Raw genomic sequence first — 22,533 nt, 5'->3', positions numbered from 1 at the left:
GTCATTTCGGACAAGGAGGAATCAGCCATGCTTTATACGATTACCGCATTTTCAGATCGGGGAGAAACATTACTTGATGATACATTTGACGCTTCATCCGATTCGGAGGCACGCCAGGAAGGCATCCGTCGTTTGAAAGAAGCCCATTTGGAACACCGCGGGGCACGCGTGACCCGTTCCGGACAGTTGATTCATTTCGAACGGGCTTACCTTCCTCGTCTTGTTCCAACAGAAAAAACATCATGAAAAAAAGCCTCGGTCCAATGAAAATGGCGCCGAGGCTTTTTAAATGATTTTACTGAACGTCGTCTTGATTTTGTTCCATCATCGGTGCGTACAGCTCTTCAAGGGGTTTCATGATGATTTGTGTCACTTCCGTCAACATCGTGTGCATGCGTTGTTCTTCCTGCATCAGTTGACCAATCAACGGATTGTTTTGGACTTCCAGCATCTTCGCTTGTGCCGATGCCATATCCTCAGGTGTGATTTCCTCACCTTGCATTTGTTTTTGTTGTAATTCGAGTTGTACGTTGCGGAATGAAGCGAATAATTCGTTTGACATTGGATCCGCATTAACTTGCGCGTATAAATCCTTCAGTGTCGTGTACTCTGACGTTTCGCGAAGTGCACGCTCGAGTGTGTAGGCATGATCGTATAAGTTAGTTTCAGACATGTATAAACCCTCCAATTTAGTTAAACGATAAGAAGTATCGCTTGTATCATCCCAATTAAACCACCTAATAACCCTCCAAGCCAAGTGATAGCCCGGAATTCCCGTCTTGAAATCGATAAAACGATTTCTTCCAGATAGGCGGTATCAAGTAAATCGACTTCCTCCCGGACAATCGTTTCGAGATCGAGTGTCGCCATGATTTGCTCGACCTGCTCAATCAGACGATTCACCATTTGTTTAGAAAGCATCGGGACCATTTCTTGACTGATCCGGACTTCAAGCGGTTCCAGAAATTCATGTAATGGCGTATCCAGTAATGCCGCCAGCGGAATACGCGTTACGATTTCCGATTTCATCCGTTCGACGATTTGCCGTTCCGTCTCCGGCTCAAGCAGCGACCCCACCGTCCGTTCCAGTAAGGTATGGACTTCTTGTTCGACCATTTCACTGATGAACTGATGTGTCGACTTTCCTTGTATTACCCGTTTGAGTTCCGGTTGAATCATTTCGACGATATTGACATTGGCAAGCAGCATTCCGAACATGCCTCCGCCTAATTTACTTTGAATGAACTGGGCGACCGTTTCTTCGAGTTTCATTTTCCCGGCAGGACTGTCAAAATACTGTTCGGTTTGATGAAGTAATGCCTCGACCATTCCGGGAATCGCCATCTTGATTTTCGTTGTTCCGCCCTCACCGAGGACTTCTGTTAACCGTGCGGTTTTAATCGCAACTGCCATCGATTCCAGTTCCTGATCGATTCGTTGTTCGATTTGTTGTTGTAATTTCCCTTCTGGATTCGCAACAAACCGTTCGGCAATTTCACGAATCGTTTTCGTCGACCGCGTCCATTTTTGTACCTCTTGCTGAATCATCCGCGTAATCGCTTCATAAACAATCGGTTGCTGAAGCCGTTTGCTGATCCCTTCCGGAGTCAATAAATGCTTAACGACCGTCCGTCCGAGATTTGCCGCTAATTCGTCACGCCGTTTGGGAATTAATCCCGGTGTGAACGGAATCCGGTACTTTCCGATATACTTCGCTTCGAGCGGACGAAACAGCATCCGGATTGCGAGATGATTGGTGACTGCCCCAATCAAGGCTCCAATGATGATCATCCCGATCATCTTTATGACTAAATCAACTTCCACTTGCATAGATCCTCGTTCCTTCCGATTTTGGTATTGTGGTAAAGTCTTAGTAGAACTTTTTAGGGAGGCGCCTTGTATGTTGCATCAATTAACCGTCTTATTTAAGGATCATCTCTCCACCGATCCTACCGTGTACTGTACCGATAAGTATACCGTATATCAGTTAGCCGATGGACTTCGTTTCGGGATTGAAAATACGATTCTCACCCCCCGCGAACTGGACTTGCTCGACTTGCTTGCCGAACGGGTCGTCACCTCGGAGTCGGATCAGATCGTCACGTGGCGCCGCCGGTTGGAACAAGCGCACAGCGAGGAAGACCATCCGTTTCGGATGATTCATTTTTTATTTGAACAACTCGATGTACGGACCGGCGAAGATTTACAACAACTGCTGACATCTTTTTTTCATCCGTCGAGTTGGATCATTCCGTTGACGTCCAATCGTCTTGTCGTCATTGAACGGGAAGACTCTGTCTCAGAAAATGATTTACACGATTTTTTCACGGCTCTCCAGTCTGATTTTCTGATGGACGGCAAAGTACTGATCGGACAACAGCGTCAATCCGGAGATTTGGCAGGACAGTTTCGATTGGAACAAGCTGCCTTGCGTGAACTTCCGTTATTACACATCGAACGGTTTCTACCTGCCTTGATGCGGTTGACGTTACTGTCAAACGAAGTCCGTGGTGATTTGATTGAACGGTTCATCATACCGCTCGAACGCGAATCACGCGAAACGATTGATGCCTTTTGCCGTGCCAACTTAAATGTTTCCCTGACGGCTAAACATCTCTTTTTACATCGAAACAGTCTGCAGTACCGACTCGATCGACTGACGGAACAGACGGAAATTGATATTCGGTCGTTTGAAGGAGCCATGTTCCTTTATATGCTGCTTCTCGTAGCATAGTGACCAAATGATAACGGTTACATTCAGTCATGTTGTCCATATGATTTTCATCCTGTATCTCCTATACTGAATCTTGTAAGCGTTATATTAACCGATTACTTAATTTACAGGAGGATGTACACATGGCAGATATTCGTCTTGAGCATATTGATAAAGTTTATTCAGGAACAGCAAAAGCAGTGGATGATTTTAACCTTCATATTAAAGATAAAGAATTCATCGTCTTCGTCGGACCATCAGGTTGCGGTAAATCGACGACATTACGAATGATCGCCGGTCTTGAAGAAATTTCAGGCGGAGATTTCGTCATCGATGGAAAACGTATGAACGACGTGGCTCCTAAAGATCGTGATATCGCGATGGTCTTCCAAAACTATGCCCTCTATCCACATATGAACGTCTTTGATAACATGGCATTTGGTCTGAAACTTCGGAAGTTCCCGAAAGACGAAATCAAACAGCGTGTCGACAATGCAGCACGTATTCTCGGACTCGAAGAATATTTGGAGCGTAAACCGAAAGCCCTCTCTGGTGGACAACGCCAGCGTGTCGCAATCGGCCGTGCCATCGTTCGTGATGCAAAAGTCTTCTTGATGGATGAGCCGCTCTCAAACTTGGATGCAAAACTCCGTGTTCAAATGCGTAAGGAAATCATCCAGTTGCACAAACGTCTTGAGACGACGACGATCTACGTTACCCACGACCAAACAGAAGCGATGACACTTGCGACTCGAATCGTCATTATGAAAGCCGGTCTGATTCAGCAAGTCGGAACTCCAAAAGAAGTATACGATCACCCGGATAACATGTTCGTTGCCGGTTTCATCGGTTCTCCATCGATGAACTTCCTGACAGGTAAACTCGCAGACGACGGTCTCTTCCACGTCACCGGCACGGAAGAAAAATTCGAAGTTCCTGAAGGTAAGATGAAAGTTCTCCGCGAACGCGGTTACACAAGTAAAGATCTTGTTCTCGGAATCCGTCCGGAAGATATTCATGCTGAATTGATCTATCAGGATACAAAAACAGCACACCGTTTCCCGGCCCATATCGAAGTATCCGAGCTCATGGGAGCCGAGTCTTACCTCTACTCGAAAGTCGGCAATCAAGCGTTCACAGCACGTGTCGATTCGCGTTCACACGTCGAGATGGGTTCAGATTTAGACCTCTTCTTCGACATGACGAAAGCACATTTCTTCGATGCGGCAACAGAAGCAACAATCCGCTAATTTTTAAGCGTTCAGTAACTGCAGTCAGGCTGTCCATTTATGGGCAGTCTTTTTTATTGACAGACGTTCCTGTAACTTTGTATGATACTGCTTGTAGTCTTAAATTAATCCTATTCGAAAACTAGGAATTGAAATCATTTATTTATTTAAAGGAGAGAGCGCTATGAAACACGGACTAAAGCTAGCAGTAGCAGCACTATCAACAGCGGGGGTGTTAGCGGCGTGCGGCGCTTCTAACGAAGAAGCAAACAAAGATGAAAAAGTCGTAACGGTCGGAACAGAAGCAACTTACCCACCATTTACGTATAAAGAAAAAGGTAAATTAACAGGTTATGATATCGATGTCATGAACGAAGTCGCAAAACGTGCCGGCTATAAAGTCGAGTACAAAGCGATGGACTTCAAAGGTTTGATTCCGGCACTCGATTCAAAACGAATTGACGTCATCGCAAACCAAATGGGTATCACAGATGAGCGGAAAGAAAAATATGCGTTCTCTGATGCCTACACAGTTTCCGGTTCAACCATCATCGTCAACAACAAAACAAATGACATTAAGACGCTTGACGACTTAAAAGGAAAAACAGTCGGTTCGACACAAGGCTCACTCTACGCGAAAACAGCAGAAGAAGCCGGTGCGAAAGTTAAGTACTACAAAGGCGCAAACCAGGTCCTGAAAGATCTTGAAGCAGGTCGTGTCGACGCTGCCATGAACGATCGTCTGTTTGTCCTGACAGAACTTAAAAAAGCAGGATACAAAGTAAAAGCTGTCGGTGAGACGTTTGATAAAAACGAATCAGGTCTGATGATGGCAAAAAACAGCAAGTATGCTGAAGACTTCAACAAAGCACTCGCAGAGATGCAAAAAGACGGCACACTCGCAGATATCGGGAAAAAATACTTTAACGAGGACATCAGTAAGTGATGGAATTGTTTACAATCGTCCGCGATAATGCGGACGTTTACGGAAAGGCGATTGGCACAACACTTCTTGCAAGTGGATTTGCCATCGTCTTTGCGCTTTTTCTCGGTCTGATTCTTGCCGTCATGCGGGATAGCCGTTTTGCCGTCTTAAGCGGTTTCGCACGATTGTATGTTTCTTTTTTCCGGGGAACTCCACTGTTGCTGCAAATTCTGATTTTATATAATGGGCTGGTCGTCCTGCAATTGACCGGTTTCCAAGCGTTGGCATTCGGCCTGTCGCTTCACTTCTCTGCCTACATCTCAGAGTCCTTCCGGGCAGCGATTTCGTCTGTCGATCGCGGACAATGGGAAGCAGCGGATTCACTCGGAATCCCGCGCCGGAAGACGTTTAAGGATGTCATCCTTCCACAAGCTCTGTCACGTGCCATTCCTCCCCTGTCGAATTCGGTCATCGATATCATCAAATCGACTTCGCTCGGGACAATCGTTGCGGTTGAAGAACTGACGTATGTGTCCGATCAAATTTCGGCGACGACGTATCTCGTCATGCCATTACTGCTGTTCTCAGCTGCGATTTATTGGATTATGTCGACCTTGATTCAAGGGGTTCAACATCGCCTCGAAGCACGATTCAGTATTCCGGAATAAAATTAAGGACACTTGGAATGATGACACATTCCAAGTGTTTTTTTTAATCTTTTTCAGGTTTAATACTAGCCAGCACGGGAATAATCAAGTATACTAATAAAAATCAGAATTATCTGATAACTTTAAAAGGAGCGTGGCCGAGATGAAACAAGTAATTGAAGCTTTCCGTAGACAAGATGCAGAGCAGCGGATTCCAGTGCTACGCCTCGAAATCGATTATGAGCTCAGTACGCTCTTCGATGCTATCCAAGTCCATGATCAAGCAGCTGTCACTGCCAGTAAAGAACGCTTAGATAAATATCGTCAGGAAATGCTTCGTCTCGAAGCATGACCCTATAGATACTCCCATCTCAACTCCCCCTTGAGATGGGACTTTTTTTGTAAAAAAAAATAGCCCGAAGGCTATTTTTCAATCGACGTCCCGTCCACGGGAAGCTTTTAAGATTTCAAACCATTGCTCACGTGACAGTTCAAGACGCGTCGACCGGACAGCTGATTCGATGCGATCGATTTTTCCGGAACCGACGATTGGCATGATACGTGCCGGATGTTTCAATAACCAGGCATAAGCGACTTCATCGATAGCTTCTGCACCGATATTTCGTCCGATTTCCTCGAGCTTTTCACGAAGCGGTGCAAACTGTTCTTCTTTGAATAACCGTCCTCCAGCAAGCGGACTCCATGCCATGAGCGGCATTTCATTTTCGTGGCACAGATCAACAGAACCATCTTCGAAGTGCTTCAGTTCGGCGACTGACAGTTCCAGCTGGTTTGTAACGAGCATGAACGGCAGTCGTGATTGAATCAGACTTTGCTGAGCCGGTGTATGGTTTGACAAACCGAACGTCCGGACTTTACCAGACTCCTTCAGTTCAACGAATGCTTCTGCAATTTCGTTAGGGTCCATCAATGGATCTGGACGATGAATCAATAACGTATCAATGTAGTCGACACCCAGTTCCTTTAATGAACGTGTCGCATGTTCGATGATATGTTCTTTTGTCGTATCGTAAAATGACAGTTTTTGATCAGAGAAATGGTTTCCCTTCATCTTGATGCCTGTCTTCGTAACGATTTCCATCCGTTCGCGCAGTTCCGGTTTCAAAGCCAGTGCTTCGCCGAACAATCCTTCATTCGTATAGTCGCCGTAAATATCAGCATGATCAAACGTTGTGATGCCTAATGCTAAACATTGCTCAATTAACTCCAGTCGCTCTTCAACCGTCATGTTCCATTCGTTTAGCCGCCACAGACCGTGTATGACTCTTGAAAATGAAAGATCTTCTGTTAAGTGTATCCGTTCCATCATTACTCATCTCCCTATTTCTATATGATGCTTCAACGTTCACTTTACATGAATTTGGTAACGGTTGCACGAGTTATGTCCTTTCATGAAAATAATAAGAAAACCGATGAAGAGTTTCCTCTTCACCGGTTCTTGATTGGAATGCAGATGCGTTACTGGATCTGTTCCACTTCTTGCATGACTTCATCTTCAATCATCTGACGTTTACGTGTTGTTTCTGCAGCGTCAGGTGATGTCACGCTGAAATAGAATTTGATTTTCGGTTCAGTCCCTGATGGGCGGAGGCAGAACCACGAACCGTCTTCTAACGTGAATTTCAAGACATTAGATTTCGGCAGATTGATCGGTGACGGCTGGTGTTGGACCAAATCATGCGAAATGCTTGCATCGTAGTCTTCAAATAAGACGACTTTTTCACCCGCTACTTGTTTTGGCGGATGCTCGCGGAACGTATCCATGATCCGGCCGATTTGCGCGACACCGTCTTTCCCTTTGAGCGTCAACGAACGGAGTGATTCTTCAAAGTAACCGAATTGCTCATAGATGGCTTGTAATGCCTCGTACAGCGTCCGTCCTTCTTTCTTGTGATACGCTGTCATCTCGGCAGCAAGCAGGCATGCTTGGACGGCATCTTTGTCACGACAGAAGTCGCCGATCAGATAACCGTAGCTTTCTTCATAACCAAACAGATATTCATATTCACCGGATTCATTGTATTGTTTGATTTTTTCACCGATGAATTTAAATCCTGTTAATGTGTTTTCAACGTGTAAGTCATAATGTCTTGCAATCAGGGCTCCGAGTTCTGATGTGACAATCGTTTTTGCTACAAAGCCGTTTTTCGGCAATGTGCCTTGAGCCGCTTTTTGCGATAAGATGTAGTCGAGCAGTAACGCGCCGGTCTGGTTTCCTGTGAGCACGACCCACTCTCCGTCCGCATCACGTGTCGCAACACCGACACGGTCGGCATCCGGATCCGTTGCGAGTAACACATCTGCATCAACACGGTCGCCGTATTCGATGGCTAACTTAAATGCCGCATGTTCTTCTGGATTCGGAGAAGAAACGGTTGGGAATGCACCATCCGGTTCCGCCTGCTCTTCAACGACCGTCACGTGTTCAAACCCATAATTCTTCAATCCGACTGTGACCGGTACAAGTCCTGTCCCGTGAAGCGGAGTAAAGACAATTTTCAGCGGTGCCGTTAACTCGTCTTGAATCGTCGGTAAGACACGAATCGTTTTCAATTGTTCCTGGTATGCGTCATCCAGTTGTTCGCCGACACGTACGATCAATCCATTCGCACGCAAGACTTCTTCTGCTTCCAGTTCAATTGAAAGTTCATCTGCCACTTGATCGACATAAGAGACGAGATCGTCCGCTTCTTTCGGCGGTAATTGGCCGCCGTCATTTCCATAGACTTTATAGCCGTTATATTCCGGCGGGTTATGACTGGCTGTAATGACGATTCCGCCTGCTGCACGGAGTTCACGCACTGCAAAAGACAATTCCGGCGTTGGACGAAGTCCGTCAAATAAATAGGCTTTGATTCCGTTGCTTGCAAGCGTCTTCGCTGCTTCTAACGCAAACTCAGGAGAGTAGTGACGGGAATCATGGGCAATGACAATCCCTTGCGCGACCGCTTCCGCGCCTTCCGCCTTGATGAAGTCGGCAAATCCTTGTGAAGCTTTGCGAACTGTATACACGTTCATCCGGTTCGTTCCGACACCGATTTCCCCGCGCATACCGCCTGTTCCGAATTCCAACTCTTTGTAGAACGCTTCCTCGGCTGCTTTCTCGTCGTTTGCGAGTGCCGTCAATTCTTCTTTCAGTTCAGTTTCTAAGCCTGCAAACTGATTCCATTTTTGATAAGTCTCTTTCCATGACATATAGTGTCCACTCCTTTAAGTTTGTCTGCATGAGATATTTGTTACGACTTGCGATAACACGGTACCTTTCATATGATTACTTTAGAAAGGGTCAAGGTGATGTTCATGTTTCCAACCATTCAAATGACTGACTTGCAGCAACTTGTCCATACGGATCAGATTCGCTGGTTTGATTGTCGCTATGATTTGCAACATCCCGATTATGGTCGTGAAGCGTTTAAGGAAAGCCATGTCGCGGGCGCACAGTATTTAGATTTATCAACTGATTTATCAGGACCACGTTCCAAGACGGGCGGACGTCATCCACTCCCGTCCAAGGAGCAGTGGGTCGGCACGTTGGAGTCGCTCGGAGTCGAGCGTGATGACTTCATCGTCCTATATGATGACGGCTTCCCCTACGCCGCCCGTGCCTGGTGGCTCTTTAAATGGGCCGGCCACGAACGTGTCGTTGTACTTGAAGGTGGACTGTCGTCTTATCTCGCGTTTGACTTCCCCATGAGTACGGAATCAACTGTTTTTGAAAAATCGATCTATCAAGCCGACTTTAAAGATGACATGCTGATTCAGTATGAAGAAGTTAAAAATCGTCCGGCAGAAACGTATCTCGTCGATTCCCGCTCACCTGATCGGTTCCAAGGTCAAAATGAAACGATTGATCCAATCGCCGGCCATATTCCGGGTGCCGTGAACTGTTTCTTCGAAGAAGCGATTTCACCAGACCGCCGCTTAAAAGATGCGGAAGACTTAAAAGAACTGTACGCTGATCTGCTCGAAGCGGAATCGCCGATTCTTTATTGCGGGAGCGGTGTGACGGCTTGCGTTAACGTCTTAGCCCTGCACGCTTTAGGTAAAACCGATGTCCGGCTCTATGCGGGATCTTACAGCGACTGGATCAGTCAAACCGATGAGGTCGCACGATAACGTACACGAAAGTCCGATTCTCATCGGACTTTTTTTTTAGATTTGAACCGGTTTGATGTTCCAAATCGCATTCGCATACTCTTTAATGGTCCGGTCACTCGAGAAGACACCGGATTTCCCGATATTCATGATGACCATCTTGTACCATTTCTCAGGATCCTGGTAAGCCCGTCCGATTCTTTCCTGTGCTTGTTGATACGATAAAAAGTCTTTTAAAATCAGATATTCATCGTTGTACGTCAACAGAGAATCATAGATGGCCTGGAACTCGCCTGTCGGGAAAAGCGAGCCGTCAACCAGTCCGTCAATGACGCGGCGCAGTTCGGGTTGTGCACTGTATTGATCGTATGCACTGTATCCGCCGTATTTTTTATAGTTCATGACTTCTTGCGGCGTCAGACCAAAAATGAAGATGTTCGGATCTTCGACTTCATCCCGAATCTCGATGTTGGCACCATCCAGCGTTCCGACCGTCAATGCTCCGTTCATCATGAATTTCATGTTGCCGGTTCCTGACGCTTCATAACTTGCTGTCGAAATCTGTTCACTGACATCACTGGCAGGGAAGATTTTTTCTGCAAGCGATACACGGTAGTTCTCAAGGAATACAACCTTCATGTAAGGACTGACATCCGGATCCGAATTGATCAGATTCGCGAGAGAATTGATATAACGGATAACCTCTTTTGCATAATGATACCCAGGAGCCGCTTTTGCACCAAAAATAAACGTTCGCGGTGTCATCTGGAATGATTGATCTTCTTTTAGACGGTAGTACAAAGAGTGAATATGAAGCGCGTTAAGTAATTGTCGTTTATACGCGTGAAGCCGTTTGACTTGGACATCGAAAATCGAATGCGGATCAACAACGATCCCCGTTTCGTTCTCAATCAACTCTGCCAGTTCCTTTTTACTCTCCAGCTTAATAGCCTGGATGTCCTGCTGAAGTGTACGATCCTCTGCGAACTTCGTCAGCTTTTGTAAATCGGACGGATGATTGATCCAGCTGTCTCCGATTGCTTCCGTCACACGGTCGGCGAGTGCCGGATTCGATAACAGGAACCAGCGGCGGTGTGTAATCCCGTTCGTTTTATTGTTAAAGCGAAGCGGGAACATCTCGTAAAACAATCGCATTTCGCGTTGCTTGAGAATTTCTGTATGGATTTGAGCCACACCGTTCGTTGAATGGGTACCGACGACAGCCAAATTCGCCATGTTGATCATCCCGTCTGCGATGATGGCAATTTCGCGCATGTTCGCTTCCAGGTGCGGATAGTTATCTAGGACATCTTTACAGAATCGACGGTTGATTTCTTCGACGATCAGATAAATACGCGGTAATAGGTTGCGGAACAAATCAACCGGCCAGCGTTCCAATGCTTCCGAAAGCAACGTATGGTTCGTAAAGGACATGACACTTTTCGTGATCCGCCATGATTCTTCCCACGAATATTCTTCTTCATCAATCAATATCCGCATCAATTCAGGAATCGCAACGACCGGATGGGTATCGTTGATATGGATCGCAATTTGATTTCCCAGATGCTTCAGCGACGTATTTCGTTTTTTATGTGACAACAGGATACTCCGCAGTCCTGCCGAGACGAAGAAATACTGTTGTTTTAGACGTAAGACTTTCCCCTCATATGTCGTATCATCCGGATATAAGAATTCGGAAATCGTCTGGATTGCCTGTTTATGGCTCAGCAGGTCTTTATAGTTGCCTCGGTGTTGGCTTAACAGTTCATCGTCGTCATACGGTGACTCAGCACTCCACAGACGTAAGTTATTGACGATCCCGTTCTGATACCCGACGATCGGCATGTCATAAGGGACAGCACGAACAATTTCTGCCGGTTCATGATGGACACGATACTTGCCGCCTTCGACCTCCTCGAGCCAGACGTTTCCGCCAAACGGAATGTCGACTGCTTTATCCGAACGGCGGATTTCCCACATGTTGCCGTTCTTCAACCAGTTATCCGGAAGCTCGACTTGGTAACCGTCGATGATTTTTTGTTTGAACAGACCATATTGGTAACGGATACCGTTTCCGTGCCCCGGCAAGCCGAGTGCTGCGAGTGAATCGAGGAAACAGGCTGCTAAACGGCCCAGTCCCCCATTCCCAAGACCCGGTTCCGGCTCTTCTTCCGTCAAATCAGCCAAATCATAGCCGAGTTCTGAAAGACCGCTTCGCACCTCTTCCAACACATCGAGACTCAACAGGTTATTGTAGAGGAATCGACCGAGTAAAAATTCAAGTGAAAAATAATAGACTTGCTTACTTTTTTTATGGATATAGGTTTCTTTCGTCCGCATCCAGTCCGTCGTGACATATTCCCGTACCATGTAGGCTAACGTCTGGTATACATCATTTTCTGTTGCATCATCTAGCGCCTTACCATGCATGGAAATAAATCGCTCATTAAACCTCTTCTTGAACTTCTCTTTGTCTTTAAACATCACAAAACCCCATTTCCCGTAATCCCCTTCAGTCAGCAGACGGTGCGATTAAACGATAGAGCGCCAAATATTCATCAGCCGATCGAATCCAGCTGAAGTCTTCTTGCATCGCTGTCTCAATCAGATGCTTGAATACAGGTTTATCATGATACGTCTCAATCGTCCGTTTAATGGCATCAAGGAACTCTTGCGCATTATAATTCGAGAACGAGAAGCCGTTTCCCTCTAAAGTGAACTGATTAAATGGTTGAACCGTATCACGTAAGCCACCCGTTTCCCGAACGATTGGCAACGAACCGTACTTCATCGAAATCAATTGACTGAGACCACACGGTTCGAAACGTGACGGCATCAAGAAAGCGTCACTTCCGGCATAAATGCGTTGAGCGAGTCCGACATCAAAACCGATGTAGGAAGCTACTTTATCCGGACGAATCGTTGAAGCATGTCGGAACAACCCTTCATACTCCGCTTCTCCTGAACCAAGAATGATGAACTGGGCATCGAGTTCAAACAGATCCGGCAGGATATGGGCGAGCAAATCGATTCCTTTTTGATCGACAAGACGTGAGACAAAACCAAATAACGGGACATCCGGATTGACCGGTAAGCCAAGTTCCTGTTGTAAGGCTGCTTTGTTCGCTGCCTTACCTTCTTCAACCGTCTTCACATCATAGTTTTCCACCAAGTGTTCGTCTGTATCCGGACTGAACTGTCGATAATCGATTCCGTTTAAAATTCCGCGGACGTCGACGGCACGGTGTTGCAAGACCGGCTCCAGTGTTTCCCCGTAGTATGGATCCATGATTTCATCCCGGTAAGACGGGCTGACAGTCGTAATTTGGTTGGCATGAACCAGACCGGCCTTCATGTAGTTGACGAGTCCGTTATGGGCGATTCCGTCTGCTGTGAAGTGTTCGTGGCTGAGACCAAGCAAATCGCCGAGTACTTCTTCCGGGAATACACCTTGATATTGCAGATTATGGATCGTAAAGACTGTTTTGATTTCCTGATAACGGTTGAGATGCTGATAATGAATTCGTAAGAAAGCCGGTAAAACGCCGGTTTGCCAGTCATGACAATGGATGACATCCGGAACTTCGTCTGCATCGACACGCTGAATCATTTCAAGGACGGCTCTTGAGAAATAGGCAAAACGCTCCGCGTCGTCATAATGACCGTAAATGACCCCATCACGCTTGAAATAATATTCATTGTCGATGAAATAAAACGTGACGCCATCTTGTTTTAGACGCAAGACTGCTCCAAACTGCTGACGCCATCCGACCGGAACGATGAAATCAAATAAAAATTCCATTTCCAGTTTGTATTGTTCTTTAATTTGACCGTAGTTCGGTAAAATGACCGAAACTTCCGCACCCTCTTCAGCAAGCGCTAAAGGGAGCGAGCCGACGACGTCAGCTAGCCCCCCTGTCTTGATGAATGGTGTCGCTTCTGTGGCAGCAAACCATACCTTCATGATGACATCCCCTTTAAACGATTGTTTGTTTTTTGATGACAATCGGTTCTTCCGCAGTTCCGCGGATGACTTGTCCGCGCTTCACTGTTACCTCTTTGTCAAGGATCGCGTATTCAACGACTGCGCCTTCTTCGATGACTGATTTTTGCATGATGATCGAGTTTTTGATCCGCGCATGTTTCCCGACTTTGACGCCACGGAAAAGGATACTGTCCGTTGCTGTCCCTTCTAGCTTACATCCGTTTGCGACAAGTGAATTCTTGATGGTCGATCCCGGTAAATAACGTGTCGGCGGTTCGTGTTTGATTTTCGTATAGACGTGTTGGAAGTCATTGATGGCTCCCCACTGCTCAAGCAACAGCATGCTCTCACGGTAATACGAGCGAAGGGAATGAATCACTTGTGATGTCCCTGTGTACTCATAACCGTGAACATGAAGTCGGTTTAACTGGGAACGGATGATGCTTTGTAGCAAATCATATTCCCCGCGGCCGATTGCTTCGTCAACGAGACGGACAAACAAGTTTTTTGACAGGACAACCGTTTCCATGTAGAACGTCTCATCCGTAGGCTCGTATCCGCGTGAGCCGATTGCCGTCACACGATTTTGCTCACTGAACCGAATCGGACGGCAGTATTTACACGGCAAGTCGCGTTTCGTATAAACAACCGTAATATCAGCGTTAGATGCTTTATGTTCACGTAAGACATCGCGGTAATCGACAGCAGATAAAATGTTTGATCCTGAAATCACGACATAGTTCTCTTTACTGCGCAAGAAGAAGTCGCGGTGCAAATGGAAGTTTGATAAATCACCACGGAATTCGTGGGCATCTTGTGATAAAGCCGGCGGGAAAATATACAGTCCGCCGTTTGACCGGTCCAAGTCCCACTCTTTGCCGGATCCCAAGTGGTCCATCATGGCGCGGTATTTTTCAAGTGTAAAGACACCGATATTCGCAATCTCATTTTGAACCATGTTCGTTAATGTGAAATCGATGAGTCGATATCGACCCGCGAATGGTACGGCAGCTAAGTTGCGGTGTTCCGTCAATTCTTTAAAGAACCCTTCTTCACCGCTCAGATTAATGACTCCTAGTAAATCTGTTTTCATCGGTACTTCCCCCTTATTGGATCGCTTCTTTGACGACTTCATTTTTTGGAATGACACTGTTTGCTTCGATGACGAAGACTTCGCCATTCGGTGTTCCGATTGTTGCTCCGTCTTCTACAACGACACCGTCTGCAAGGATTGCCCGGTGAATCGTGACATCTTTACCGATTTTAACGTTCGGGAAGATGACCGAATCCTTTACAAGCGAACCTTCTGCAACATCAACGCCGTAAAAGAGAACCGAATGATTGATTTCGCCTTCGATATGGCATCCTTCATTGATGATCGAAGTCTCAATGGAAGCATTGTTTCCGATGTATTGCGGTTGTTGGTTCGGGTTGACGGAATGTACTTTCCAAGACGGTTCGTAGAGATCAAACTCCGGATCCGCTGCAAGTAAGTCCATGTTGGCTTCCCAAAGTGATTGGATTGTTCCGACGTCTTTCCAGTACCCCTTGAATTTATAGGCGCGAATATTTAAGTTTTCGTATAACATGTTCGGAATGATGTTTTTCCCGAAGTCAAAGCTTGACTCGGCATCCCCGGCATCTTGAATCAGGTGACGTTTTAAGACATCCCAGTTAAAGACGTAAATCCCCATTGAAGCCAGATTTGATTTCGGATTTTCCGGTTTTTCTTCAAATTCATTGATTCGAAGATCTTCGTCCGTATTCAGGATTCCGAAGCGTGGTGCTTCTTCCCAAGGAACTTCACGAACAGAAATCGTAACGTCTGCTCCCCCTTGACGATGTTCCTCAATCATTTTTTCGTAATCCATCTTGTAAATGTGATCCCCTGACAAGACAAGCACATAATCTGGATCGTATTGGTTGATGTAACTCATGTTACGGTAGATGGCATTCGCCGTTCCCTCATACCAGTTTTTCCCGTTTTGGGCTTGGTATGGCGGCAGGATCGTTAAGCCACCGTTCCGGCGGTCAAGATCCCAGGCACTTCCGATTCCGAGATAGCGGTTCAGTTCAAGTGGTTCATATTGCGTTAAGACTCCTACTGTATCGATTCCTGAGTTCGTACAGTTGGATAACGGGAAATCGATGATACGATATTTCCCTCCAAACGCGACCGCTGGTTTTGCTGTGTGTTTCGTAAGTGCTCCTAGACGTTTTCCTTCTCCGCCAGCAAGCAACATCGCGACGACATTCTTTTTAGCCATTTCGTCCCCTCCAGTTTGTGCTCTTTTTTTACATCAATCATGTGCTCTAATTTATACAGATACTCTTATATACCCACCTTTTCTCTTTTTAATATAACATTCCTGCAAAATAGGTTTATTAAAATACAAATTTCTTAAATTTTTCTACTGTTTTCTCCAAAAAAGACCGATAATAGGAATGAAATGCCGTTTGAAAGGAGTTTTCATGAGAATCACGACAGGATATGCCCTAGTGTTGGCTTTAGCTTTTAGTTTAGTACTAACACTTTTTTCAGTGCGTAATCAGTTGGATCTTGCACAGGATTTGTTCAGTTGGGCTGATCAAAAAACGACTGAACGCCCTCTTGCTTCCTATCAACCGATTACTGTCACGTATCAAAAAGAGCGTCTCGAACTCTATGACGGACTTCGCCGGAACGATTTAAAGGCAAGTGCTCTACCGCCAAAGGTAGCACAGGCTTTTATCGCGATTGAAGACCAGCGATTTTATCAGCATGACGGTTATGATATCACCGGTATTTTGCGAGCGTTTACAGAAAACCAGTCCGGTGATAACAAAGGTCAAGGGGGAAGCACAATCACCCAGCAATTGGCACGGATGACTTATCTTTCCACCGAGAAAACCTATACTAGAAAAATAAAAGAAATCTTAATTGCAATGGAACTTGAGCAAAAATATTCTAAAAAAGAGCTTTTAACCGCATACGTCAATCAAGCATATTTCGCGAATAATATTTATGGTATTGAGCTCGCAGCCACATCGTATCTCGGAAAACATGCGGAAGATTTGAGTTGGGCGGAAGTCAGCTATTTGGCTGCGATTCCAAATAATCCGTCCCTTTACAATCCGTTACGGTTTCCGAAAAACACGGGCAAACGTCAACAGCGTATCTTAAAAGCGTTGCAACAGACACAGGACATTCCAAATAAAGTCCGAAAACAGTCCATCAACGTTTCGTTCCATAAACCGACCATCCGGTATCCTGATTACATCGATGCCAGCGTGTCGGAAGCAATCCGCCAGACAGCTGCTTTAAAAAATTTGAACAGGTCACAAGCTGAACAGTATTTACATCAACACGGTGCCGTCATCCAGACATATCTTGATCCGGCAGAGCAGACTCGGGCCAAACAAGCGATTCAACGACTCCCCCAACCGATTGAAGGCGCTTACGTCGGAATCGACGGCGACACACGCGGTGTGACGGCACTCGTCGGCAATAAATCAAGTCTTTCAGGACAGCTCAATCGGGCGGTTCAATCTTATCGTCAGCCCGGCTCCACATTAAAACCGTTGCTTGTTTATGGTCCTTATCTCGAAAAGACCAAAAAAACGTTAACGAGTCGATTGGACGGAAGCCCTGTTTGTTTTGACGGGTACTGTCCGCAAAACAGCAGCAACCGGATTCTCGGCAGCGTGACGATTGCCGATGCGATTGCATACTCCTACAATACACCGGCCTTACGCGCCTTTTCTGTTTCGTTCAACGAAGGATTAAAGACCATCCGACCGTTTCGATTCAGTCAGTGGACCGAAGAAGATAATTCATACAACAGTGCGCTCGGCGGGCTAAAATACGGTGTCAGTCCACTTGAACTCACTAATGCCTACACCACCCTTGTCAATGATGGACTGTACAGCCCATCCTCGATGATCCGCACCATCACGACGGATCAGGGAATCCTTTACCGTCATGTAATGGCAACAGACCGGATTTGGTCGAGTCGAACAAACCAGTTACTGCGCAAAGGGCTCCACAATGTCATGACATACGGTACAGGGCGATTGGGTTACGATCCCGCGCCGGCTTATATCGGAGGAAAGACGGGTACGACAAACGACAATAAGGACATGTGGTTTGTCGGTATGAAAAATCAACATGTCGGCGGAATCTGGCTTGGGGCGGACATCCCCCGTGCCTTCCCGATCGAAGCCAACAGTACGTTACAAGTCAGGACATGGGCTTCGATCGTCCGGTGACTTATTTCGGGAAAAGAACAGCCTGTCCAAGCGAATTAAACAGGCTTAGTCCGACCCATGCCAGTCCGGCAAGTAACATGCCCCATGCCAGGAAAAGAAAGACGACTAATCCGATCGCCCCTGCAGAGGAAGTCATTTTACTGATTTGAAACACGTAAAAGAAAAAATAGATTAAAAAAGAACCGGCCAGTACGAGACAGACTAACGGAAACGATGTCATGAACGCAAAACTGATGCATCCTCCAACCAACAGGAGAATACTGCCGGGACGTAACATACTCAACGTCGTTCCGACCTGTTCTTTGATGAAAAACGCAAATCCAAGCTGATTAATCGTATCTGAAATCAGTTTCAAGGAACTGAAAATCATAAAATAAATGATTAAAAAGCCGAGCCATACGAGCAACTTCGTGTTACGTGCACTGAGTATTTGCAGTAACTCGTCGTAGACCCCGACGTTGTTCAGCCATGTCAGTGCAAGCTCTGACGTAGCAATCGCAAGAGACGTACTGAACAGCAGGATGCTGATCAGCGGGGCATAACTCAATAAGTAGACGTTCGTCCGCATTTCGAATCTCCATTCATAGAAATTTCATATGTAGCACACAATTACACTAACAAGTATACTATAATAGATTATATCGGTTATTGAGACTAAAGGGGGAAGCAAAAATGGCATTTATTTTAATGGTAGGCGTTAGTCTCGCTTTCTTGACAGCGATTTTCACTGCAGGCTACAACAAAAAACCTGAAGGTAACGAATAAAACAAATCCCCCTGCCCGGTCATTCGGGTCAGGGGGATTTGTTGTTTTACAGCAGATTGGCATAGCCTTGTTGCCGGAGTGCTTCATACACGATGATGGCCGCTGTGTTCGAGACATTAAGCGAACGCACGAGATTCGACTGCGGAAGACGGATACACCGGTCCAAATTCTCATCGATGACGTTTAACGGCAACCCTTTTGTTTCCCGTCCGAAAACAAAAAAGTAATCTTCTTCAACGTTCGACAAATCGACCTGGCTTGGATATTTCTCTCCATACTTCGTAATATAGTAGAACGTCCCGTCCGGATGTTTCTCCCATAACTCTTCCAACGAATCATGATACCTCACATCAACGAACTCCCAATAATCAAGACCTGCCCGTTTCAACTGTTTGTCATCCGTTGAAAATCCAAGCGGTCGGATTAAATGTAAGACGGAATGCGTCGCTGCGCATGTCCGTGAAATGTTACCTGTATTTTGCGGAATTTCTGGTTGATACATGACGACGTGAATAGCCATATTAATTCTTCTCTCCTAACTCATGCGCAAGCAGCGCTTCTTTATGGGCAATACCGCTGGCAAACCCCGTCATTTTACCGGATGCCCCAATAACCCGGTGACACGGATAAATCAAAGCGATCGGATTTCGGTTCAAGGCCCCGCCGACGGCTCGTGCTGCCTTGTCGGAACCAATCATTCGCGCAAGTTGTCCGTAACTTGCGGTCTGTCCGAACGGAATTAATCGTAAAGCTTCCAAAACACGTTGCTGAAAAGCAGTCACTTCCAGGCGACAAGGGATGGTATTCAATGCTTCCGGCTGTCCCTGTTCATAGGCATCCAGTGCGTCGGCCAGAAAACCAGGCAACGGTGCCTCATAGGTAAGCAGCCGAATCAAGATACTTCTTCAGACGAGCCATATCGTGTCCAAAATCAAGATAGACGACTTCCTCTTCTTCCCAACCGATGACCAACTCGCCAAACGTATATGACATCTTTTTATACGGCATGTCCACTCCCCCATTCCTCAAGCAAACGGTTCCCTTCCACTTGAACATCTTCAGCGGAATCCGTCAACAGCCGTTTTTGAATGTAGTCTTCCGCTTCTTGACCGGCAATCCGACCGACAGCCCAAATCGCAAGCGCCCGCATATCTTCGCGCTGATCGGTTTCGGCCATCAACCGTAAAGCATCAAGTGCCGTCCGGTCCTGATAATGAACGAGCGCACAGACGGCATTCCGTTGAATCGGTTTTTTTCCGCGCCATGCGCCCGACAATGAACCGAACCGTGATTTAAATTCGCGGTTACTGAGTGAAAGCAACGGAATCAGCAACGGTTTGACCTGTTCCGGATCGGGTTGCAGTTCGCTGTGCTGTGTCGCATTTTTCTTGCGGTTATAGGGACAAACTTGCTGACACGTATCGCATCCATATAGACGATTCCCTAAAGCATATCGAAAATGCTCGGGAATGAGTGTCTTCGTTTGTGTAATAAAGGAGATACACCGTTTTGCGTCGATGACACCCGGCTCAATCAGTGCATCCGTCGGACAGGCATCAAGACATTTATTACACGAACCGCACAGTTCTTCCACAGGTTCATCCGGAGGCAGATATTGATCTGTAATCAGTTCCCCGAGATACAGATAAGAACCATGCTCTTCACTGATGATGGAACAGTTTTTCCCGCTGAAGCCGATACCGGCCCGTTCTGCGACTGCCCGGTCAACCAGTTCCCCCGTATCGACCATCGAACGGGATCGGGCTCCGGGTGATAGCTCCTGAATTTTTTCTTCGAGCAGCGTCAAACGCTGTTTTAAGGCTTGATGGTAGTCAAGCCCCCAGGAAGAACGTCCGAAAATCCCGCGTCGTTCTCCTTCTTTTCCGCGTGGTGCGTCTTTTAGTTTACTGGGATAAGCAACAGCAATCGCAATGATGGAGACGGCATCTTCAAGCAGTAATGCAGGCGTCGTCCGACGTTCGAGATCCGGTTCTTCAAACCCGGAAGCATATCCTTTTTCCTGCTGTTCGATGAGGCGTTGCTTCATGACTAAAAACGGATCGGCTGTCGTCACACGAAACTCATCAATCCCGATTTCTTTGGCATATGCTTGTAACTCTCTCTTTAACATGTCTCCACGCATTTGATCTCTCCTTTCCCTTGTTTCTATGAATAATATAATGGCTAAACAAAAAGAGCAAAGTGTCAATTAAAACGACACTTTGCTCTTTTCAGGTAAGCGGGTGAAGGGAATCGAACCCTCATCATCAGCTTGGAAGGCTGAGGTTTTACCACTAAACTACACCCGCATAATCAGGTAAATCTTTCTTGATTGAGATCGTACAAAGGTAAAAGCGGGTGAAGGGAATCGAACCCTCATCATCAGCTTGGAAGGCTGAGGTTTTACCACTAAACTACACCCGCAAGATACCGGTGGTCGGAATCGAACCGACACTCCAAAGGAACACGATTTTGAGTCGTGCGCGTCTACCAGTTCCGCCACACCGGCACAATCTCTTGCAAAACTATTCAATTAAGAATTATTGGAGGCGCCAGTCAGAATCGAACTGACGATAGAGGAGTTGCAGTCCTCTGCCTTACCACTTGGCTATGGCGCCATTTATTGGAGCGGAAGACGGGATTCGAACCCGCGACCCCGACCTTGGCAAGGTCGTATTCTACCACTGAACTACTTCCGCACAAAAAGCTGGGCTGGAAGGGATCGAACCTTCGCATGCTGGAATCAAAATCCAGTGCCTTACCACTTGGCCACAGCCCAATAATAAAAGGGCGACTGATGGGAATTGAACCCACGAATGCCGGAATCACAATCCGGTGCGTTAACCACTTCGCCACAATCGCCATAATAATAAAACAGGGGCAGCAGGAATCGAACCCGCGCTGACGGTTTTGGAGACCGTAGTTCTACCGCTAAACTATGCCCCTAAAGTGGTGGGGGGGGGCGGATTCGAACCGCCGAACCCGAGGGAGCGGATTTACAGTCCGCCGCGTTTAGCCACTTCGCTACCCCCCCACAAATGGGAAAACATTTAAAAATCATATGGTGGCTTTGGACGGAATCGAACCGCCGACACGAGGATTTTCAGTCCTCTGCTCTACCGACTGAGCTACAAAGCCTTAACAATGGCGGTCCTGACGGGATTCGAACCCGCGATCTCCTGCGTGACAGGCAGGCATGTTAACCGCTACACCACAGGACCGTATGTAATAATTGCGGGGGCCGGATTTGAACCGACGACCTTTGGGTTATGAGCCCAACGAGCTACCAGACTGCTCCACCCCGCGATGATAAAAAATGGTGACCCGTACGGGAATCGAACCCGTGATACCGCCGTGAAAGGGCGGTGTCTTAACCGCTTGACCAACGGGCCATCTTAATAATTGAAAATGATATGGCGGAGAGCAAGGGATTCGAACCCTTGAGACGCTTATGACGCCTACACGATTTCCAATCGTGCTCCTTCGGCCACTCGGACAGCTCTCCATTGCATGTGGTGAAGAAGTAATAATGGCTCCGCAAGTAGGATTTGAACCTACGACCTACCGGTTAACAGCCGGTTGCTCTACCACTGAGCTATTGCGGAACGATCGCCTGGCAGCGTCCTATCCTCACAGGGGGAAGCCCCCAACTACTTTCGGCGTTCAAGTGCTTAACTTCCGTGTTCGGCATGGGAACGGGTGTGACCACTTGGCTATCGCCACCAGACATCTATTATCTTAACATTATGTTTCCATAACGTCAAGCATTTTTTTGAAAGGCTCACGCCCTCAAAACTGAAGTCATCAACAATCATCTGCTAGAACAAGGCCTCGACCGATTAGTATCACTCAGCTCCGCATGTCACCATGCTTCCACCCGTGACCTATCTACCTCATCGTCTCTG

21 protein-coding genes, 15 tRNA genes and 2 rRNA genes are annotated in these 22,533 nt (G+C 46.6%); 8 read left to right on the top strand and 30 right to left on the bottom strand.

Annotated features, from left to right (window positions below; translation table 11 throughout):
• Positions 1-27 precede the first annotated feature (27 nt).
• Entirely contained in the window at positions 28-246 is a 219-nt protein-coding gene (locus R7V76_RS16020; protein WP_318094267.1) for a YhzD family protein, read from the top strand.
• 49 nt (positions 247-295) lie between these two features.
• Here R7V76_RS16020 and R7V76_RS16015 read toward each other — a convergent pair whose 3' ends face one another.
• Both R7V76_RS16015 and R7V76_RS16010 read right to left on the bottom strand, forming a co-directional pair.
• Positions 296-673 carry a YlbF family regulator gene (locus tag R7V76_RS16015; RefSeq protein ID WP_012369586.1) on the bottom strand — a complete coding sequence of 126 codons (378 nt, stop codon included), beginning with the start codon at positions 671-673 and terminating at the stop codon, positions 296-298.
• A 20-nt stretch (positions 674-693) separates the two neighbouring features.
• Positions 694-1,830 carry a DUF445 domain-containing protein gene (locus R7V76_RS16010; protein WP_318094266.1) on the bottom strand — a complete coding sequence of 379 codons (1,137 nt, stop codon included), beginning with the start codon at positions 1,828-1,830 and terminating at the stop codon, positions 694-696.
• Between the two features lie 70 nt (positions 1,831-1,900).
• Here R7V76_RS16010 and R7V76_RS16005 point away from each other — a divergent pair, with 70 nt between their 5' ends.
• The 5 genes from R7V76_RS16005 to R7V76_RS15985 all read left to right on the top strand — a co-directional run bounded on the left by R7V76_RS16005 (position 1,901) and on the right by R7V76_RS15985 (position 5,866).
• A complete protein-coding gene (locus tag R7V76_RS16005; protein WP_318094265.1) occupies positions 1,901-2,734 on the top strand; it encodes a PucR family transcriptional regulator in 834 nt (277 codons plus the stop codon).
• A gap of 122 nt (positions 2,735-2,856) precedes the next feature.
• Complete coding sequence (locus tag R7V76_RS16000) at positions 2,857-3,963, top strand: ABC transporter ATP-binding protein (protein ID WP_290829901.1); 1,107 nt, start codon at positions 2,857-2,859, stop codon at positions 3,961-3,963.
• Positions 3,964-4,126: 163 nt separating this feature from the next.
• Entirely contained in the window at positions 4,127-4,888 is a 762-nt protein-coding gene (locus R7V76_RS15995; protein WP_318094264.1) for a transporter substrate-binding domain-containing protein, read from the top strand.
• Positions 4,888-5,535, top strand: coding sequence for an amino acid ABC transporter permease (locus tag R7V76_RS15990; RefSeq protein ID WP_034770010.1), 648 nt, complete (start codon positions 4,888-4,890; stop codon positions 5,533-5,535). Before R7V76_RS15995 ends, R7V76_RS15990 begins: the two co-directional genes overlap by 1 nt.
• A 142-nt stretch (positions 5,536-5,677) precedes the next feature.
• Positions 5,678-5,866 carry a hypothetical protein gene (locus R7V76_RS15985; RefSeq protein WP_012369580.1) on the top strand — a complete coding sequence of 63 codons (189 nt, stop codon included), beginning with the start codon at positions 5,678-5,680 and terminating at the stop codon, positions 5,864-5,866.
• Between the two features lie 78 nt (positions 5,867-5,944).
• Here R7V76_RS15985 and R7V76_RS15980 read toward each other — a convergent pair whose 3' ends face one another.
• Positions 5,945-6,841, bottom strand: coding sequence for an aldo/keto reductase (locus R7V76_RS15980; RefSeq protein WP_318094275.1), 897 nt, complete (start codon positions 6,839-6,841; stop codon positions 5,945-5,947).
• A 152-nt stretch (positions 6,842-6,993) separates the two neighbouring features.
• Positions 6,994-8,730, bottom strand: coding sequence for a phospho-sugar mutase (locus tag R7V76_RS15975; RefSeq protein ID WP_318094263.1), 1,737 nt, complete (start codon positions 8,728-8,730; stop codon positions 6,994-6,996).
• 105 nt (positions 8,731-8,835) lie between these two features.
• Here R7V76_RS15975 and R7V76_RS15970 point away from each other — a divergent pair, with 105 nt between their 5' ends.
• Entirely contained in the window at positions 8,836-9,651 is an 816-nt protein-coding gene (locus R7V76_RS15970) for a sulfurtransferase (RefSeq protein ID WP_318094262.1), read from the top strand.
• 36 nt (positions 9,652-9,687) lie between these two features.
• Here R7V76_RS15970 and R7V76_RS15965 read toward each other — a convergent pair whose 3' ends face one another.
• The 4 genes from R7V76_RS15965 to R7V76_RS15950 are packed head-to-tail and all read right to left on the bottom strand — an operon-like array spanning position 9,688 to position 15,882.
• Entirely contained in the window at positions 9,688-12,114 is a 2,427-nt protein-coding gene (locus R7V76_RS15965) for a glycogen/starch/alpha-glucan phosphorylase (protein ID WP_318094261.1), read from the bottom strand.
• Positions 12,115-12,142: 28 nt separating this feature from the next.
• Positions 12,143-13,594 carry a glycogen synthase GlgA gene (gene glgA / locus R7V76_RS15960; protein WP_318094260.1) on the bottom strand — a complete coding sequence of 484 codons (1,452 nt, stop codon included), beginning with the start codon at positions 13,592-13,594 and terminating at the stop codon, positions 12,143-12,145.
• 13 nt (positions 13,595-13,607) lie between these two features.
• Complete coding sequence (gene glgD, locus R7V76_RS15955; RefSeq protein ID WP_290829886.1) at positions 13,608-14,708, bottom strand: glucose-1-phosphate adenylyltransferase subunit GlgD; 1,101 nt, start codon at positions 14,706-14,708, stop codon at positions 13,608-13,610.
• 13 nt (positions 14,709-14,721) lie between these two features.
• The gene (locus R7V76_RS15950) at positions 14,722-15,882 is read right to left on the bottom strand and encodes a glucose-1-phosphate adenylyltransferase (RefSeq protein WP_290829885.1); all 1,161 of its coding nucleotides are present in this window, start codon (positions 15,880-15,882) and stop codon (positions 14,722-14,724) included.
• Positions 15,883-16,087: 205 nt separating this feature from the next.
• Here R7V76_RS15950 and R7V76_RS15945 point away from each other — a divergent pair, with 205 nt between their 5' ends.
• Complete coding sequence (locus R7V76_RS15945) at positions 16,088-17,863, top strand: transglycosylase domain-containing protein (RefSeq protein ID WP_318094259.1); 1,776 nt, start codon at positions 16,088-16,090, stop codon at positions 17,861-17,863.
• Position 17,864: 1 nt separating this feature from the next.
• On the opposite strand, the gene R7V76_RS15940 is transcribed toward R7V76_RS15945, so the two are convergent.
• From R7V76_RS15940 to R7V76_RS15835, 22 genes are all read right to left on the bottom strand, one after another.
• On the bottom strand, positions 17,865-18,431 hold the full coding sequence (locus tag R7V76_RS15940; protein ID WP_012369571.1) for a DUF5366 family protein: 567 nt from the start codon (positions 18,429-18,431) through the stop codon (positions 17,865-17,867).
• Positions 18,432-18,674: 243 nt separating this feature from the next.
• Positions 18,675-19,148, bottom strand: a complete 474-nt coding sequence (gene trmL / locus R7V76_RS15935) for a tRNA (uridine(34)/cytosine(34)/5-carboxymethylaminomethyluridine(34)-2'-O)-methyltransferase TrmL (RefSeq protein ID WP_318094258.1) — start codon at positions 19,146-19,148, stop codon at positions 18,675-18,677.
• A 1-nt stretch (position 19,149) separates the two neighbouring features.
• Positions 19,150-19,524, bottom strand: a complete 375-nt coding sequence (locus R7V76_RS15930) for a methylated-DNA--[protein]-cysteine S-methyltransferase (protein ID WP_318094257.1) — start codon at positions 19,522-19,524, stop codon at positions 19,150-19,152.
• Positions 19,502-19,636 (bottom strand): hypothetical protein, encoded by a 135-nt coding sequence (locus R7V76_RS15925; RefSeq protein ID WP_318094256.1) that lies wholly within the window; start codon positions 19,634-19,636, stop codon positions 19,502-19,504. The genes R7V76_RS15930 and R7V76_RS15925 overlap by 23 nt, the downstream gene beginning before the upstream one ends.
• Positions 19,626-20,771, bottom strand: coding sequence for a tRNA epoxyqueuosine(34) reductase QueG (gene queG, locus R7V76_RS15920; protein ID WP_318094255.1), 1,146 nt, complete (start codon positions 20,769-20,771; stop codon positions 19,626-19,628). The genes R7V76_RS15925 and queG overlap by 11 nt, the downstream gene beginning before the upstream one ends.
• Positions 20,772-20,866: 95 nt before the next feature.
• Positions 20,867-20,937, bottom strand: a tRNA-Gly gene (locus R7V76_RS15915).
• 44 nt (positions 20,938-20,981) lie between these two features.
• Positions 20,982-21,052, bottom strand: a tRNA-Gly gene (locus R7V76_RS15910).
• Between the two features lie 4 nt (positions 21,053-21,056).
• Positions 21,057-21,137 (bottom strand) — tRNA-Leu (locus R7V76_RS15905).
• Between the two features lie 35 nt (positions 21,138-21,172).
• A tRNA-Cys gene (locus R7V76_RS15900) sits at positions 21,173-21,246 on the bottom strand.
• Positions 21,247-21,252: 6 nt separating this feature from the next.
• A tRNA-Gly gene (locus tag R7V76_RS15895) sits at positions 21,253-21,327 on the bottom strand.
• Between the two features lie 8 nt (positions 21,328-21,335).
• Positions 21,336-21,407: transfer RNA gene (locus tag R7V76_RS15890), tRNA-Gln, on the bottom strand.
• 10 nt (positions 21,408-21,417) lie between these two features.
• Positions 21,418-21,490, bottom strand: a tRNA-His gene (locus R7V76_RS15885).
• Positions 21,491-21,503: 13 nt separating this feature from the next.
• Positions 21,504-21,574, bottom strand: a tRNA-Trp gene (locus R7V76_RS15880).
• A 4-nt stretch (positions 21,575-21,578) separates the two neighbouring features.
• Positions 21,579-21,662: transfer RNA gene (locus tag R7V76_RS15875), tRNA-Tyr, on the bottom strand.
• Between the two features lie 28 nt (positions 21,663-21,690).
• Positions 21,691-21,766, bottom strand: a tRNA-Phe gene (locus tag R7V76_RS15870).
• 7 nt (positions 21,767-21,773) lie between these two features.
• Positions 21,774-21,849 (bottom strand) — tRNA-Asp (locus tag R7V76_RS15865).
• 11 nt (positions 21,850-21,860) lie between these two features.
• Positions 21,861-21,934: transfer RNA gene (locus R7V76_RS15860), tRNA-Met, on the bottom strand.
• An 11-nt stretch (positions 21,935-21,945) separates the two neighbouring features.
• A tRNA-Glu gene (locus R7V76_RS15855) sits at positions 21,946-22,020 on the bottom strand.
• Positions 22,021-22,042: 22 nt separating this feature from the next.
• Positions 22,043-22,133, bottom strand: a tRNA-Ser gene (locus R7V76_RS15850).
• Positions 22,134-22,158: 25 nt separating this feature from the next.
• Positions 22,159-22,233 (bottom strand) — tRNA-Asn (locus R7V76_RS15845).
• Positions 22,234-22,239: 6 nt separating this feature from the next.
• Positions 22,240-22,355, bottom strand: a 5S ribosomal RNA gene (gene rrf / locus R7V76_RS15840).
• 92 nt (positions 22,356-22,447) lie between these two features.
• Positions 22,448-22,533 (bottom strand): 23S ribosomal RNA (locus R7V76_RS15835); the annotation flags it as partial.

This window comes from Exiguobacterium artemiae, assembly GCF_033342815.1.
GTDB lineage: Bacteria > Bacillota > Bacilli > Exiguobacteriales > Exiguobacteriaceae > Exiguobacterium_A > Exiguobacterium_A artemiae_A.
The sequence above is the reverse complement of the archived record's forward strand: the minus strand, read 5'-3'. Positions and strand labels throughout refer to the sequence as shown.